The following is a 15101-nucleotide window of genomic DNA, read 5'->3' as shown; positions in this document are numbered from 1 at the left end:
TTAAGATGCGGCAATGACCTCCATGCCCCCCGAGGAGCGCATCGGCTCGCACGTCAAGCGCGCCGAGCAGGCGCTCATCGCGGCGAAGACCACCGCCTGCAGGCCGGCCGCAGTAACGGTTCCGCAGTACGCGGCCCTGCTCTGGCTCGCCGAGAAGCCGGGGATCTCCGCCGCGGCCCTCGCCCGGCTCTGCGGGGTCACCGCGCCGACGATGAACACCGTGCTGAAGAACCTCCACGAGCGCGGGCTCGTCGAGCGGACCCCGCACGAATGGCACCGCAACGTCCTGGAGACCCGGCTCACCGTCGAGGGCCGCGCCGCGATGGAGCTCGCCGACGCGGGCGCCGTCCGCGTGGAGACGGCCCTCGCCGCCGCCTTCACCCCGCAGGAGCGTGACCAGCTCATCGCCCTGCTGGGACGGTGCGCGGAGGTACTCGACGCCCTGAAGTGACCGAACCGAAACCCGCTGTTCGGGGGAAGTTTTTGCGGGAATTTGGAACGATCCGCAGAATTCGCTCATCAGGACTAACCAAGGGGATGTCCGCTGTGCTGTCCCGTCCCGGGGCAGTCGAGACCGTTCGGAGCGAAGTTCGTGCACCAGTACCCGCAGCAGTCGGCCGGCCATGAGCCCGAGGGGGCGAGGGGCCGCAGGAAGTCACGGCGCGCGATATGGATCAGCGCGGGCGTCGTCTGCGCACTGGCCCTGGGAGGCGGGGGTTACGCCGCCTACGTGAACGAGTGGTTCGACGGCAACGGCCAGGCCGTCAGCTTCGGCGCGTCCCACCCCGCCGCCGCCACCGACGGCGGATCCCCGAAGAAGGGCGCGACCCCCTCCGCCTCGCCCACGCCCACCGGCGACCCGGACGTACAGCTGCCCGCCGGCCCGAGGTCGGAGTTCAAGCAGACCACCAAGCTGGACGACGGCACGATCATCGCCAAGACCCGCCTCGCCGGCGCCAAGTCGGGCTTCGAAGGGGACGTCTGGGTCTGGGCCCCCAAGGAGTACGACGACCCGAAGTACGCCAAGAGCGCCTTCCCGGTCCTCATCGCCCTCCCCGGCGGCAACGGCTTCCCGGCCAACTACTGGTCGGACCGCAGCCTGGGCCTGCAGAAGGCCATCAGCGAGGGCGTCCAGGCCGGGACCAGCCTGCCCTTCGTCGTGATCATGCCGGTGCTCAACCCGGACAACAAGTACTACTACGACGGCGCCGACATCCCCGGCCAGCCCAAGATGGGCACCTGGATCGCCGAGGACGTCCCGGACTTCGCCCGCGCCAACTTCCGTACGTACAAGTCCCGCGACGGCTGGGCCTTCATGGGCTCCTCCTCCGGCGCCTTCGTCGGGATGAAGACGGTCCTGCAGTACCCGGACCGCTTCAAGGCCGTGATCGCCAGCGGCGGCGAGATCGTCCCGGACTCCCCGCTGTGGAAGGGCCACCAGGCGGAGATGGACGCGAACAACCCGGAGAAGCTCGCCGACAAGCTGATCAAGACGGGCGGCCCGGACGTCTACATCAACTTCCAGGTCGGCACCAAGGAGTCCGGCAAGGACCGGATGACCAAGTTCGTCCAGCAGTACGGCAAGGGCCCCGTGAAGACGACCATCCGGGACATCCAGAACGGCGAGCACAACGGCTGGCACTACGTGCGCGGCATGAAGGAGGGCTCGCTGGAGTGGATCAGCAAGGTGATGAAGGGCCCGAAGCCCGAGGCCGGCTGAGCCGCACCCCCGCCCCCGGCCGTCCTGCCCGGCCGCGCCCCGTCCCGCCCCCGTCCCCCGTCCGTACAGGCGTCCGCCACGTGGCCCTCGCCACGTCGCCCCGGTCCCAGGCAACCCCTACGGTCGTTCACACCTCTGTAGAAGCGATAAGGGGGACCTATCGGTCCGACCCACGCCCAACCAGGGCGCCGGAGATGGAACGGGAACAAATCCGTGCAGTATGAGCAGCAAGGCGGCGACGGCGGCCCCGCGACCGAGGGCGGCCGTCGCCCCCGCCGCCGCCCGCGGAAGCGGCAGATCCTGATCGGCGGCGGCCTCGCCATCCTCCTCGCCGGCGGGGGCGGCGCGGGGTACGCGTTCGGCCTCTTCTCCGACATGGGGGACCCGGTCTCCTTCGGCAAGATCCAGGAGTCGGCGGCCGCCGAGGACATCCGCCCCGGGGTGCTGATGCCCACCGGCCCCAAGGCCGAATTCGTCCGCACCAGCCGGCTGCCGGACGGCACGCAGATCGCGATGACCACCCTGACCGGCAAGAAGTCCGGTTTCACGGGTGACGTGTGGGTGTGGGTCCCCAAGGAGTACGACGACCCCCGGTACGCCAAGAGCGGCTTCCCGGTGCTGATCTCCCTGCCGGGCGGCCGCGGCTACCCCAAGAACTACTGGGGCACGGGCCCCGGCCTCGGCCTCCAGCAGGCCGTGATCGACGGGGTCAAGAAGGGCACCAGCCTCCCCTTCATCCTGGTCATGCCCGTGATCAACGCCGACACCAAGCACCACTTCGACGGCTCCGACATCCCCGGAGAGCCCAAGATGGGCACCTGGATGGCCGATGACGTCCCGGATTTCACCAAGGCCAATTTCCGCACCTTCACCTCCCGCGACGGCTGGGCCTTCATGGGCTCCTCCTCGGGCGGGTTCGGCGCCTTCAAGCACGTCCTGAAATACCCCGACCGCTTCAAGGCGGCCATCGCCAGCGGCGTCGACATCGTCCCCGACTCCCCGCTGTGGAAGGGCCACCAGGCGGAGATGGACGCGAACAACCCCGAGAAGCTCGCCGACAAGCTGATCGGGGAGGGCGGACCCGACGTCTACATCAACTTCCAGATCGGCACCAAGGAGAGCGGCCGCGAACTGGCCGAGAAGTTCATGAGGGAGTACGGCAGGGGCCCCGTGCACACCCGGCTCCAGGTGATCCAGGATGGTGAGCACAACGGAAAATCGTATGTACGCGGCATGAGGGAGGGCTCCCTGGAGTGGATCAGCAAGGTGATGCAGGGACCGACACCCGATCCCGGCGTGCAGTGACCCCGGTGGTGAAGGGGGCGACGGCGGCGGCCGCCGCCGCGGGGATCGTGGCGGCGTGCGCCGTCGTGCTCCTCGGGGCGTCCGGCGAGCAGCCGGTGCACCCCTTCCCCACCGTCGGCGTGCTCATGGCGAACGGGGAGCACTGGTGCACGGCCAGCGTGGTCGACAGCCCCCGGGGCAACGTCGTCGCGACCGCCGCGCACTGCGTCGCCCCGGCCGGCGAGGACGGCAGGCCCGGCGAGGTCGCGCACGACGGACTCGCCATCGGCGAGCTCTCCTTCGCCCCCGCCTTCTCCGGCGAGGGCTCGGGCACCCACCCCCTCGGGGTGTGGAAGGTCCGTTCGATCCACGTGGACGAACGCTGGACGAAGTGGGGCGACGAGACCGCCGACTACGCCTTCCTCACCGTCGAGCCGGACGGGGAAGGACGCAGCCTGCAGCAGCGGGTCGGGCAGGGCGAGGCCCCCAAGCCGGACTGGACCTCCGGGTACGAGCGCGAGGTCACCGTCGTCGGCTACCCGGAGTCCGACCACAACCCGCAGAACAAGCCCGTCTCCTGCACCACCCAGACCCGCCACGACACCGACGACCCCGACATGCTGTACATCAGCTGCGCGGGCTTCTGGACGGGCACCAGCGGCAGCCCCTGGATCGCCGACCGCGGCGGCACGGGACAGCCGGGACGGCTCATCGGGGTGCTGAGCGGCGGGGACACCGACGTGGACTCCACGGCGGCGCTGTACGACGAGAAGGCCAAGGCCCTCTACGAGGCGGCGGCGCGCGGCTGAACCCCGGACCGGGCCGCCCCGGGCGCTACTTCCGGCGTTCGGTGCTGACGATCACGCCCACCGCCGCCACCACGATCGCGCCGCCGAGCGCGATCGGCAGGGTGACCGGCTCGTCCAGGACCAGCGCGCCGAGCACCACGGCCACCACCGGATTGACGTACGCGTACGTGGCCACCAGCGACAGCGGAGCCGCCTGGAGCAGCCACGCGTACGCGGTGAACCCGACGACCGACCCGATGAGCACCAGGTAACCCAGCGCCAGCCAGGACGCGGTGGAGAAGGAGCCCGGGTCCAGACCGCGCTGCTCGCCGCGCGCCAGCCCGACCAGCGCCTGGGCGGCCCCGCCCCACAGCATCTGGTACGCGCTGCCGGTGAAGGCGTTGCCGGGCATCGGCAGCCGCCCCGCCGAGAAGGAACCCAGCGACCAGGCGAGCGCGCCCGCCACGACCAGCAGCACGCCCCACAACCGGACCTCCCCGCTGAGCCCCGGGCTGGTCAGCACCGCGAGCCCCGCGAGTCCCACGAGCACCCCGGCCAGCGTCCGTGCCGGCGGCCGGTCGCCGGTGGCGGCCCTCAGCACCACCACCCACATCGGCACCGACGCCACCAGCAGCGCGGCCAGCCCGGACGGCACCGCGGTCTCGGCCAGCACCACCAGGCCGTTGCCGCCGAGCACCAGCAGCAGGCCGACCACCGCCGTCGAGCCGAGCTGCGCGCGGGTGACGCGCAGCGCGGACGGCCCGAACCTCCAGGCGACGATCCCGGCCAGGACCAGCCCGGCGGTGAGGAACCGGGCCCCGGCGGAGAGGAAGGGCGGCATGGTCTGCACGACGATCCGGATGCCGAGGTAGGTCGAGCCCCAGACGACGTACACCACCGCGAGGGCGGCCCAGACGGCACCGCTGATCCTGCGGCGCGGCGCCGCCGCGTCCGGTGCCGGTGCCGGTGCCGGTGCCGGTTGCGGTGCCGCCATGTCAGCCTTCTCGGCCGGTATCGAGGTGCCCATGGCCGGATCCTACGGTCGGTGGCGCATGCATGCTTCCCGGTTTTCTCACCCCTTGAGCAGGGCGTTCAGCTCGCCGTACGGGAGGGCGTCGCCGAGGGAGCCGTAGGTTCCGCCGGCGAGCAGTTCCTCGGCGGCGCGGCGGGCGACGGCGTACGCGGCCTCCGCCACCCAGGAGCCGAGGCTGACGCGGGCCACGCCGAGGGCGCCCAGCTCGGCGACGGAGGGGGCGCCGGGGCCGACGAGGACGTTCAGCGGGGCGTCGATGCCCCGGGCCAGCTCGGCGATGACGGCGGGGTCGGTGACGCCGGGCACGAAGACGCCGGTGGCGCCGGCGGCGAGGTAGGCGGACGCGCGCGCGAGGGTCTCGTCGAGGCGGGTCGCGCTCTCGCCGAGGCCGAAGAGGTAGGTGTCCACGCGGGCGTTGATGTACAGCGGGACCCCGGCCGCGTCGGCGGCGGCCCGGGCGGCGGCCAGGCGCTCCGCCTGCTCGGCGGGGGCGCGGGTGCCGTCCTCGATGTTGATGCCGACCGCCCCGGCGGCCAGCACCCCGGCGACGGTCTCCCCGACCCCGGCGGCGTCGGCGGCGAACCCGCCCTCGATGTCGGCGGTGACGGGCACGGAGACGGCGGCCGCGACGCGGGCGATCAGGTCGAGGGCCCGGTCCCGCGCGAGCGCGTCCCCGTCGGGCGCCCCGAGCGACCAGGCGACGCCGGCACTGGTGGTGGCCACGGCGGACGCCCCGGCGGCCTCGACGATGCGGGCGCTGGCGACGTCCCAGGCGTTGGCGAGGGGGAGCGGGGTGAGGGGGGTGTGCAGGGCGGTGAAGGCGATGGCCTTGTCATGTGCGGCGGTCATGGGGGTAGTCCAGCAGAACCCGGCGGGACCGGCTGGCGGTTTTCCGACGTGGACGCCCCGTACGGCGCCGGCGACGGCCTACGCCAGGCCCGACTTGGCGCCCGCGCCGCACAGGGGGAGGACCGCCGTGCGGCCGTGGAGGGGGTCCGCTTCCGCGGCGGGGCCCACCGCCGCCCAGCAGGCGGCGGCCGTCGGTTCCACGAACAGGCCCCGGCGGGCCAGGTCCCGCTGGGCCTCGCGGATGCGGGCGTCCGGGACGGTCAGGATCGTGCCGCCCGACTTCCGTACCGCCGCCAGGATCTGGCGGCCCCGCGGCGGCGCCGGGATCGCGATGCCCTCGGCCACCGTCGGCCGCTGCCGCACCGGCTCCGCCTCCTCCGCCCCCGCCGCGAACGCCGCCGCCAGCGGCGACACCGCCTCCGCCTGTACCCCGATCAGCGCCGGCGCCCGCACCCCGCGCCGGCCCAGCTCCTCCACCGCCAGCGCGGCGCCCAGCAGCAGCGTGCCGTTGCCGACGGGGACGACGAGCACCTCGGGGAGCCGGCCCCCGAGGGCCTCCCAGATCTCGTACACGTACGTCTTGGTGCCGTGCAGGAAGTACGGGTTGAAGACGTGGCTCGCGTAGAAGACGCCGGGCCCGTCCGCCGCCGCCCGGGCGGCCTCCGCCGCGGCCTCGCGGCCGCCCGGCACGACCCGTACCGCCGCCCCGTGCGCCCGCATCTGCCCGGTCTTCTTCTCCGAGGTGCCCTCGGGCACGAAAACTTCACAACCCAGACCGGCCCGCGCGCAGTACGCCGCCACCGACGTCCCGGCGTTCCCGCTGCTGTCCGCGACCACCCGCTCCGGTGCCAGCCGCCGGGCCAGTTCCGCCAGCATCACCGCGCCCCGGTCCTTGAAGGACAGCGTCGGCATCAGGAAGTCGAGCTTGGCGTGAACCCGCTCCCCGAGCGGCAGCATCGGGGTGTGCCCCTCCGAAAGGGTCACCGAGAACGCCCCCGGCAGCGGCAGCGCCGGCGCGTACCGCCACAGGGAGTGCGGCCCCGCGGCCGGCTCCAGCGGGGTGGCCGGATCGGGTGCGAAATCGAGGTCCCACGGGCCGCCGCACACCGGGCAGCACCAGGGGGCGGTCCGCACGTCCGCGCGCGTGCCGTCCTCGGGGCAGAGGTAACCAGGAAGTGCGTGCGTCATGTGCGGAGCGCCTTTGCTCGTTCATGGCCGTGGTATGGCACGGATGTTACGCGTCTGTACGGCTCTTGTGGGATGGCGTTCGGGTGGGTCAACCTTTTGGGCACAGCGGCCCGTTGGGTGCGAGTGATTGTCATGAACATGATGAGTTCAGGCTTGCGCACGTCCTCGGCCGGCCCCTACCCCCACACAGCGCACCACTTATGAGGAGGACCCCTCGATGTCCGTGATGCGTCACACCCGCCGGAAAATCGCCGGCATCAGCGCGACCGCCGTCGTGGCCCTCGCGCTCGGCGCGGCCGCCGCGTTCCCCGCCTCGGCCGCGACCGCGGCCGGTGACGGCGCGCAGGGCGTCATCGAGAACGCAGGCGTCGCCGGGGCCGTCCCCGGCAGCTACATCGTCACCCTGAAGGACTCCGCCGCCCGCTCCACCGCCGACAGCGGCAAGGCCGTCGCCCGGCGGTACGGCGCCCGGATCGACCGGACCTACAGCGCCGCCCTCAACGGCTACTCCGTCGAGGTCTCCGAGGCGCAGGCCAGGAAGCTCGCGGCCGACCCGGCCGTGCAGTCGGTCGTGCAGAACCGCACCTTCACCGTCGACGCCACCCAGCCCAGCCCGCCGTCCTGGGGCCTGGACCGCATCGACCAGCGCGCGCTCCCCCTCGACCAGAGCTACACCTACCCGGACAAGGCCGGCGAGGGCGTGACCGCGTACATCATCGACACGGGCGTCCGCATCACCCACCAGGACCTCGGCGGCCGCGCCTCCTACGGCTACGACGCCATCGACAACGACGACACCGCCCAGGACGGCCACGGCCACGGAACGCACGTCGCCGGCACCGTCGCGGGCACCAGCTACGGCGTCGCCAAGAAGGCGAAGATCGTCGGCGTCCGCGTGCTCGACAACAACGGCTCCGGCACGACCGCCCAGGTGGTCGCGGGCATCGACTGGGTGACCCGCAACGCCGTCAAGCCCGCCGTGGCCAACATGTCGCTCGGCGGCGGGGCCGACTCCGCGCTGGACACCGCCGTGCGCAACTCCATCGCGTCCGGCATCACCTACGGCGTCGCCGCCGGCAACGAGTCCACCGACGCCTCCACCAAGTCCCCGGCCCGCGTGGCCGAGGCCATCACCGTCGGCGCGACCACCAACACCGACGCCAAGGCCAGCTACTCCAACTACGGCTCGGTCCTCGACATCTTCGCGCCGGGCTCCTCCATCACCTCCTCGTGGGGCACGGGCGACACCGCGACGAACACCATCTCCGGTACGTCGATGGCCACCCCGCACGTCGTCGGCGCGGCCGCCCTCTACCTCTCGCAGAACCCGTCGGCCACCCCGGCGCAGGTCCGTGACGGCCTGGTCGCGGCGGCCACCCCGAACGTGGTGACGGGCCCCGGCACCGGCTCCCCCAACCGGCTGCTGAACGTGGGCACGGGCACCACCCCGCCGAGCGGCCCGCGCTTCGAGAACACCGCCGACTACGCGATCAACGACAACGCGACCGTCGACTCCCCGATCACCGTCAGCGGGGTCTCCGGCAACGCGCCGGCGACGCTGGGCGTGTCGGTGGACATCAAGCACACCTACATCGGTGACCTGAAGGTCGACCTCGTCGCCCCCGACGGCACGCTCTACAACCTGCACAACCGCTCGGGCGGCAGCGCGGACAACATCATCAAGACCGTCACGGTCAACGCCTCGTCCGAGGTGGCCAACGGGGTCTGGAAGCTGCGCGTGAACGACAACGCGGACATCGACACCGGCAAGATCGACTCCTGGGCGCTGCAGTTCTGATCCGCCCGGGTCCGAGGGGCGCGGTACCGGGCTGGACCGCGCGGTGAACGCGGGGGCGACCGATCACTCGGTCGCCCCCGCTGCGTACTATTTCGGGCAGCCGTTCGCGCGCCGTCGTACGCGCGCAGCCGTTCGAGCCCCGTGATGGAGCACCTCACGCTGTGAGCACCCCGCCCCCGCAACCGCCCCGCCCCGCCGGCCCCGGCCGGCCCTGGCCGCCGCCGTCGCCGCAGCCGGGGTGGGGGGCGCCGCCCGGGCCGGCGGGGCCGCCCCCGCTCAACGGCTTCGCCCTGGCCTCGCTGCTGGTCGGGCTGCTCTGCTTCCCGCCGCTCGGGGTGGTCTTCGGCCTGGTCGCGCTGGCGCAGACCGGGCGCAGGGGTGAGCGGGGCCGGGTGCTGGCGGTCTTCGGCCTCGTGGTCTCCCTGGCGATGACCGCCGTGCTGCTGTACGGCGTGACGAGCTACGCCAGGCCCTTCCTGGAGCGCCTGGACGCGCGGCCCGCGCCCGAGCAGGTCGAGGGCCAGCTGACCGACATGGACCGGCTGCGGGCGGGCGACTGCTTCAACGTCCCCGACGGGGACCTGCTCGCCGAGACCCCCTTCACCTACCGGATCGACTGCGCGCAGGTGCACGACGCCGAGGTGACCTCCGCGACGACGCTCGGCCCCGGCGGCTTCCCGGGTGCCTCGAAGCTCAAGGACAGCGCCACGGACGCCTGCTGGAAGGCGCAGGACGCGTACGCGATGGACACGTGGGCGCTGCCCGACTACGCGGAGATGTACTACTTCGCCCCCTCGCGGGAGGACTGGCGGGCCGGCGAGCGCCGGCTCATGTGCGTGATCGGCACCTCCGGCCAGGAGCACCGGGGGAGCCTGCGCAAGGACGCCGGGATGCTGACGGGGGACCAGGTCGCGCTGCTGGGCGTGCTGAACGGGGCGGACGAGGCGCTGGCGGGCGCCCCCGAGCAGGAGCTCGACGAGGGGCTGGCGGAGTACCGGACGTGGGCGCGGCAGGTCGACGAGGCGCTGGCCTCGCAGGAGCGGACGCTCCAGGACGCCGTCGCCGCGCACCCGGAGGCGGGGGCCCGGCTCAAGGAGCTGGCGACGGCGCGCGCGCAGTGGCAGCGGGCGGAGCGGGCGGCCCGCCCGGCAGATTTCCGGCAGGCGTGGGACGCGGCGGAGGGCGCGCTGACGATCGGCACGGAGAAGGCGCTGCGGGGCGCGTACGGACTGTCGACGCGGGTTCCGGAGTGGCTTGAGGAACACGGGGCGGGGTCGGGGCGGGGCCCTTCGTCGGAGCGGGTCTGAGGGGGCCGTGGTAACCCGCGGTAAGGGGTTTGAGTGACCAGGCTTCATCACATCGGGTGAAACTCTGGCCCGCACTTGCGTAGTTCAACAGTCGGTTGCCAGGGTGTAGCTGTCTGTCAACCTGATGGGAGTGGCCAGTGACTTTCGGTGAGCAGCCGGCCTATCTTCGCGTCGCCGGGGATCTGCGACGGAAGATCGTCGATGGGTCCCTGCCCCCGCACACCCGGCTCCCTTCCCAGGCCCGGATCCGTGAGGAGTACGGCGTCTCCGACACCGTCGCGCTGGAGGCGCGCAAGGTCCTCATGGCGGAGGGTCTGGTCGAGGGCCGTTCCGGGTCCGGTACGTACGTGCGCGAGCAGCCGGTCCCGCGCCGGGTCGCCCGCTCCGGCTACCGCACGGGCGGGGCGTCGACGCCGTTCCGGCAGGAGCAGGCGGAGTCGGGCGTGCACGGCACGTGGGACTCCAGCAGCGAGCAGGCGGCGGCTCCGGCGGAGATCGCGAAGCGGCTGGGCATCGAGCCGGGCGACCGGGTCATGCGCACCCGGTACGTCTTCCGCGAGGCGGGCGAGGCGATGATGCTGTCCACTTCCTGGGAGCCGCTGTCCGTGACCGGCCGGACCCCGGTGATGCTGCCGGAGGAGGGGCCGCTGGGGGGCTCGGGGGTGGTCGACCGGATGGCCGCGATCGACGTGGTCGTGGACAACGTGGTCGAGGAGGTCGGTGCGCGGCCCGGGCTGGCGGAGGAGAACATGACGCTCGGCGGGGTGCCGGGGCACGTGGTGCTGGTGGTGACGCGGACCTACTACGCGTCGGGGCGGGCCGTGGAGACGGCGGACGTGGTCGTTCCGGCGGACCGGTACCGGCTGTCGTACCACCTGCCCGTCCGGTAGCGCTGCGCGCCGAGCGCCGCCGGGGCCGTTCGTGGGCCCCGGCGGCGCTTTCGCACGCCTGGCCGGATGCGTACGCCCCCCAGGTACCTCTTCGTGAAAACCCGTATCCGCTCAGTGAAGGTCGGGCGTAAGCTCGGGCATATGCGCAATGCGGTTTCCTGGGCAGGAACATCGGCGGAGGGTGGAGCGCGATGAACGAGAGCGGTGCCCTGCTTCCATGGCTGGTCATACGTCAGGACGACAACGGCAACCGCTACCGGGTGGGTCGGTACGCCACCCGGGCCGAGGCCCAGAAGGTCGTCGACGTCTTCGAGGACCGGGGCCACGAGCAGCTCTACTGGGTCGAGCGGATCGGGCAGGCCGACGGCAGCCCGGCCGCCACGAGCAGGAATTGAAGGCCCCTTCAGGGCCTGGCATAGGCTCCGTCCATGACTGTACGCGTGGTCGTGGGCGGAGCCCTTTGTCATGACGGGCGCCTGCTGGCCGCCCGCCGCAGCGCACCCCCGGAGCTGGCCGGCCGCTGGGAGCTGCCCGGCGGGAAGGCCGAGCCGGGCGAGACCGTGCCCGAGGCGCTGGTGCGCGAGCTGCGCGAGGAGCTCGGCATCGAGACCGAGGCGCTGGAACGGATCCCGGGGGAGTGGCCGCTCAAGCCCGGCCTCGTCCTGCACGTGTGGACCGCCCGGCTGCTCTCCGGGGAGCCCGCCCCGCTGGAGGACCACGACGAGCTGCGCTGGCTGGCGCCGCACGAGCTGGACTCCGTCGACTGGCTCGACCAGGACCGGCCGTTCGTCGCCGAGGCGGGCCGGCGGCTCGCCGGCCAGGGAGCGGGCGGGGCGCACCGGGGCGCGTGACGCTCCCGTTCTAGGCCGTCTGCGCCACAGTGCGCCGGTGGGTGGGGGATCGGGTGGTACGGCGCCCCAAATATCGGGTATGTCGCTATTAGTCCCTATCTCGTCCCCCATTCGTCCCCGACGAACCTGACTGGGGTCGCTGGTGGCCCGGGAAGTGATCGGCGTGATCGACACAGACGGTGAATGTGCCGAGTGGGCCTTCCCCGCCGAGCCCGGTGCCGTCCGCACCGCCCGCCACGCCGTGCGCGGCGCCCTCCGCTCCTGGGGGCTCGACGCCGTCGGCGACGTGACCGTCCTGCTGGTCAGTGAGCTGGTCACCAATTCCCTGCGCTACGCCTCCGGCCCCATCGGGGTCCGGCTGGAGCGGCGCAATCCCGCCGCTCCGGGCCTCACCGGCGGGCCGGCGCTGCTCGTGGAGGTCTCCGATCCGCTTCCGGATCCGCCCCGCGAACGGGTCGCCGAGCCCGACGACGAGGGCGGGCGCGGGCTGCACCTCGTCGCCGTCTCGGCGCGACGCTGGGGCACCCGGCATGGAAAGTCGGGGAAGACGGTGTGGTTCGAGTTGGCTCTTCCTGGTGAGTAACAAGGTGAAGGGCGGCAGGGGGTCTCCCGGAGCGCGTCAGGGATGACCGCCGGACGTGGCCGGAAAACAACGGGACCCTTTTGTGATCGTGAACGCCGTGCCGTACGGGGCCGTGGTGCTGAATACTTCGGTCATGGCCGGTCCGGTTGCGGTGAGCTGGAGGGGACGGTCGCGTGAGCGAGATACCTGCGCAGGCACATCAGACCCGAGTGCCCGGGGAGTCGTGGCACGACTCCATGTGGCACAGCAGTCCGCCTGGCTCGATATATGACTACATAAAGGTCGCGTCGTTCTCGATCGGCCCGGACGGGCTCGTCGATCAGTGGAGCCTGCGCGCCGAGGAACTGTTCGGACTCCCCGCAGCCCAGGCGGTGGGGCGTGACCCCGTGGACGCCTTCATGCCGCCCGAGCTGCGCGACGGCGGGCACCGCAAGGTCGCCGAGATCCTCGACGGCAAGGAATGGACGGGCCTGGTCCCCTTCCGGATCCCCGGCGGGAACGGCGCGCACGGCGTGGCCGAGATCTACGTGATGCCGACCCAGACCGAGACCGGCGAGCGGGCCGCGCTGTGCGTCGTGGTCGACGTCCGCGCACTGCGCCGCATCGAGTCCGACCTGGCGGCCTCGCAGGCCATATTCGGCCAATCTCCCTTCGGCTTCCTGCTCTTCGGTACGGACCTCACCGTGCAGCGCGCCAACCGGCGCTTCGCCACCGTGTTCGGCGGGGCCGTCGAGGAACACCGCGGCCGCACCGTCCACGACTACCTGCCCCCGCACGAGGCCGACCGGATGACCGCGGCCCTGCGCCGGGTCCTGGAGACCGGCGAATCCGTCACCGACCTGCGGATCACCGGCGCCGCCCCCGGCAGCCGCGAGAACCGGCACTGGTCCATCAACCTCTACCGCGTCCACGGCGGCACCGGCCGGCCCATCGGCATCGCCGGCCTCGGCACCGACGTCACCCGGCGCCACCTCGCCGCCCGCGAGGCCGCCGGAGTCCGCCGCAACCTCGCCCTCCTCAACGAGGCCGGGCACCGCATCGGCAACTCCCTCGACCTGGAGACCACCGCCCGCGAACTCCTCGACGTCACCGTCCCCGGCTTCTGCGACCTGGCCGCCGTCGACCTCTACGAGGGCCTCCTCCTCGGCGACGACGACCGCCCCGCCCGCCCGCAGGGCCCCGGCGTGCCCACCCTGCCCGGGCAGGGCGCCCGGCGCGCCCCCTCCGCCCCGCTGCGCCGGGTGGCCTTCGCCTCCGCCGTCTCCGACGCCCCCCTGTCGGGCCCGGGCGCGCTGGTCTCCGTGGGCGAGACCCACCGCTACCCCGCCGCCTCCCCCGGAGCCGTCGCCCTGCGCACCGCACGGACCCGGCTGATCGAGGGCGGCGGATCCGACGACCTCGTCCAGTCCACCCTGATCATCCCGATGGTCGCCCACGACACGGTCGTCGGCCTCGCCCAGTTCTCCCGTACGAAGGGCAGCGAACCCTTCGGCGAGCGCGACCGGGCCGTGGCCGTCGAACTGGCCGCCCGCGCCGCCGTCTGCATCGACAACGCCCGCCTCTACCGGCGCGAACACGAACGGGCCCTGATCCTCCAGCGCAGCCTGCTGCCCCCCGGCGACCCGGAGGCGGCCGGCCTGGACATCGCCTGCCGCTACCTGCCGGGCAACGCCGCCACCGAGGTCGGCGGCGACTGGTTCGACGTCATCGAACTGCCCGGACACCGCACCGCCCTGGTCGTCGGCGACGTCATGGGCCGCGGCCTGCGCGCCGCCGTCGCCATGGGCGAGCTGCGCACCGCCGTACGCACCCTCGCCCTCCTCGACCTGGAACCGGCCGAGGTGCTCACCGCCCTCGACGAGGTCGCCCGCGGCCTCGGCGCACCCGGCGGCGCCCAGCAGGCCTCCCGCTCCGCCCTGCACTCCCGCGACGCCGACCGCTCGGAGGTCTACCTCGCCACCTGCGTCTACGCCGTCTACGACCCGGTGACCCGGCGCTGCACCATCGCCAACGCCGGCCACATGCCCCCGGTACTCGTCGAACCCGCCGAGGACGGCGCCGACCCGCGCCCCGGCCTCCTCCTGGAGATCCCGACCGGAATGCCGCTCGGGGTGGGCGGCGAGCCCTTCGAGGAGGTCGAGGTCGAACTCCCCGAGGGTGCCCTCCTCGCCCTCTACACCGACGGGCTCGTCGAATCCCGCGACCACCCCCTGGAGGAGGGGCTGCGCGGACTGCGCGGCGCGGTCGCCGACCCGGGCCGCCCGCTGGAGGAGGTCTGCGACCACGTCCTGAACACCCTCCACACCCGCCACGGCGAGGACGACATCGCCCTGCTGATGGCACGCGTCCAGGGACTGCCCGTCGACGCCGTCGGCGACTGGCAGCTGCCCCGCGAGCCCCGTTCCGTGGGCCGGGCCCGCGAACTGGCCCGCGCCAAGCTGCCCGCGTGGGGCCTGGAAGGACTCCTCGACACCACGGAACTGCTGGTCAGCGAGCTCGTCACCAACGCCCTGCGCTACGGGGAGGGCGAGATCCGGCTCCGGCTGCTGCTGGACCGGACCCTGGTGTGCGAGGTCTGGGACGCCAACCTCGCCCAGCCCCGGCGCCGCCGCGCCCGGGACACCGACGAGGGCGGCCGCGGCCTCCAGCTGGTCGGCCTGCTCTCCGCCGGCTGGGGCACCCGCCGCACCCACCGCGGCAAGACGGTCTGGTTCGAGCTCCCGCTCCCGATGCCCGGCGGCGCCCCCGGCGAGGCGGCCACCGAACTCTCGGCGGAACAACTGCTCAGCATGTACGGGTGAGGGGGCGGC

General features: G+C 72.9%; 14 protein-coding genes. 11 read left to right on the top strand and 3 right to left on the bottom strand.

Going from position 1 to position 15101, the window contains the following annotated elements:
• The first annotated feature begins 13 nt into the window (after nt 1–13).
• From AB0F18_RS12055 to AB0F18_RS12040, 4 genes are all read left to right on the top strand, one after another.
• On the top strand, nt 14–451 hold the full coding sequence (locus AB0F18_RS12055) for a MarR family transcriptional regulator (RefSeq protein ID WP_362058087.1): 438 nt from the start codon (nt 14–16) through the stop codon (nt 449–451).
• 141 nt (nt 452–592) lie between these two features.
• Nucleotides 593–1720, top strand: a complete 1128-nt coding sequence (locus AB0F18_RS12050; RefSeq protein WP_362058084.1) for an alpha/beta hydrolase-fold protein — start codon at nt 593–595, stop codon at nt 1718–1720.
• A 213-nt stretch (nt 1721–1933) separates the two neighbouring features.
• On the top strand, nt 1934–3025 hold the full coding sequence (locus AB0F18_RS12045) for an alpha/beta hydrolase-fold protein (RefSeq protein ID WP_362058081.1): 1092 nt from the start codon (nt 1934–1936) through the stop codon (nt 3023–3025).
• 5 nt (nt 3026–3030) lie between these two features.
• Nucleotides 3031–3813 carry a trypsin-like peptidase domain-containing protein gene (locus AB0F18_RS12040; protein WP_362058079.1) on the top strand — a complete coding sequence of 261 codons (783 nt, stop codon included), beginning with the start codon at nt 3031–3033 and terminating at the stop codon, nt 3811–3813.
• A 25-nt stretch (nt 3814–3838) separates the two neighbouring features.
• Here AB0F18_RS12040 and AB0F18_RS12035 read toward each other — a convergent pair whose 3' ends face one another.
• The 3 genes from AB0F18_RS12035 to AB0F18_RS12025 all read right to left on the bottom strand — a co-directional run bounded on the left by AB0F18_RS12035 (nt 3839) and on the right by AB0F18_RS12025 (nt 6862).
• Entirely contained in the window at nt 3839–4786 is a 948-nt protein-coding gene (locus AB0F18_RS12035; RefSeq protein ID WP_362058174.1) for an EamA family transporter, read from the bottom strand.
• 78 nt (nt 4787–4864) lie between these two features.
• Entirely contained in the window at nt 4865–5674 is an 810-nt protein-coding gene (locus AB0F18_RS12030; RefSeq protein ID WP_362058076.1) for an isocitrate lyase/phosphoenolpyruvate mutase family protein, read from the bottom strand.
• Between the two features lie 78 nt (nt 5675–5752).
• On the bottom strand, nt 5753–6862 hold the full coding sequence (locus AB0F18_RS12025) for a pyridoxal-phosphate dependent enzyme (protein ID WP_362058073.1): 1110 nt from the start codon (nt 6860–6862) through the stop codon (nt 5753–5755).
• Nucleotides 6863–7079: 217 nt separating this feature from the next.
• On the opposite strand from AB0F18_RS12025, the gene AB0F18_RS12020 reads away from it, so the two are divergent.
• From AB0F18_RS12020 to AB0F18_RS11990, 7 genes are all read left to right on the top strand, one after another.
• On the top strand, nt 7080–8660 hold the full coding sequence (locus AB0F18_RS12020; RefSeq protein WP_362058070.1) for a S8 family peptidase: 1581 nt from the start codon (nt 7080–7082) through the stop codon (nt 8658–8660).
• A 161-nt stretch (nt 8661–8821) separates the two neighbouring features.
• Entirely contained in the window at nt 8822–9967 is a 1146-nt protein-coding gene (locus tag AB0F18_RS12015; RefSeq protein WP_362058067.1) for a DUF4190 domain-containing protein, read from the top strand.
• 137 nt (nt 9968–10104) lie between these two features.
• Nucleotides 10105–10857 (top strand): GntR family transcriptional regulator, encoded by a 753-nt coding sequence (locus tag AB0F18_RS12010; protein WP_362058064.1) that lies wholly within the window; start codon nt 10105–10107, stop codon nt 10855–10857.
• A gap of 191 nt (nt 10858–11048) precedes the next feature.
• Nucleotides 11049–11252 (top strand): SPOR domain-containing protein, encoded by a 204-nt coding sequence (locus AB0F18_RS12005; RefSeq protein WP_362058061.1) that lies wholly within the window; start codon nt 11049–11051, stop codon nt 11250–11252.
• A gap of 33 nt (nt 11253–11285) precedes the next feature.
• Nucleotides 11286–11708 carry a (deoxy)nucleoside triphosphate pyrophosphohydrolase gene (locus AB0F18_RS12000; protein WP_362058058.1) on the top strand — a complete coding sequence of 141 codons (423 nt, stop codon included), beginning with the start codon at nt 11286–11288 and terminating at the stop codon, nt 11706–11708.
• A 154-nt stretch (nt 11709–11862) separates the two neighbouring features.
• Entirely contained in the window at nt 11863–12291 is a 429-nt protein-coding gene (locus AB0F18_RS11995; protein WP_362058171.1) for an ATP-binding protein, read from the top strand.
• 236 nt (nt 12292–12527) lie between these two features.
• The gene (locus AB0F18_RS11990) at nt 12528–15092 is read left to right on the top strand and encodes a SpoIIE family protein phosphatase (protein ID WP_362058168.1); all 2565 of its coding nucleotides are present in this window, start codon (nt 12528–12530) and stop codon (nt 15090–15092) included.
• Nucleotides 15093–15101: the final 9 nt, after the last annotated feature.

The organism is Streptomyces sp. NPDC029216, assembly GCF_040648015.1.
Taxonomy (GTDB): Bacteria; Actinomycetota; Actinomycetes; order Streptomycetales; family Streptomycetaceae; genus Streptomyces.
The sequence above is the reverse complement of the archived record's forward strand: the minus strand, read 5'-3'. Positions and strand labels throughout refer to the sequence as shown.

Bases quoted from the DNA above. Each gene is read 5' to 3' on its own strand.
- AB0F18_RS12055 (WP_362058087.1), top strand. From the start codon at position 14: ATGACCTCCATGCCCCCCGAGGAGCGCATCGGCTCGCACGTCAAGCGC.
- AB0F18_RS12035 (WP_362058174.1), bottom strand. From the start codon at position 4,786: ATGGCGGCACCGCAACCGGCACCGGCACCGGCACCGGCACCGGACGCG.
- AB0F18_RS12030 (WP_362058076.1), bottom strand. From the start codon at position 5,674: ATGACCGCCGCACATGACAAGGCCATCGCCTTCACCGCCCTGCACACC.
- AB0F18_RS12025 (WP_362058073.1), bottom strand. From the start codon at position 6,862: ATGACGCACGCACTTCCTGGTTACCTCTGCCCCGAGGACGGCACGCGC.
- AB0F18_RS12020 (WP_362058070.1), top strand. From the start codon at position 7,080: ATGTCCGTGATGCGTCACACCCGCCGGAAAATCGCCGGCATCAGCGCG.
- AB0F18_RS12005 (WP_362058061.1), top strand. From the start codon at position 11,049: ATGAACGAGAGCGGTGCCCTGCTTCCATGGCTGGTCATACGTCAGGAC.
- AB0F18_RS12000 (WP_362058058.1), top strand. From the start codon at position 11,286: ATGACTGTACGCGTGGTCGTGGGCGGAGCCCTTTGTCATGACGGGCGC.
- AB0F18_RS11990 (WP_362058168.1), top strand. From the start codon at position 12,528: ATGTGGCACAGCAGTCCGCCTGGCTCGATATATGACTACATAAAGGTC.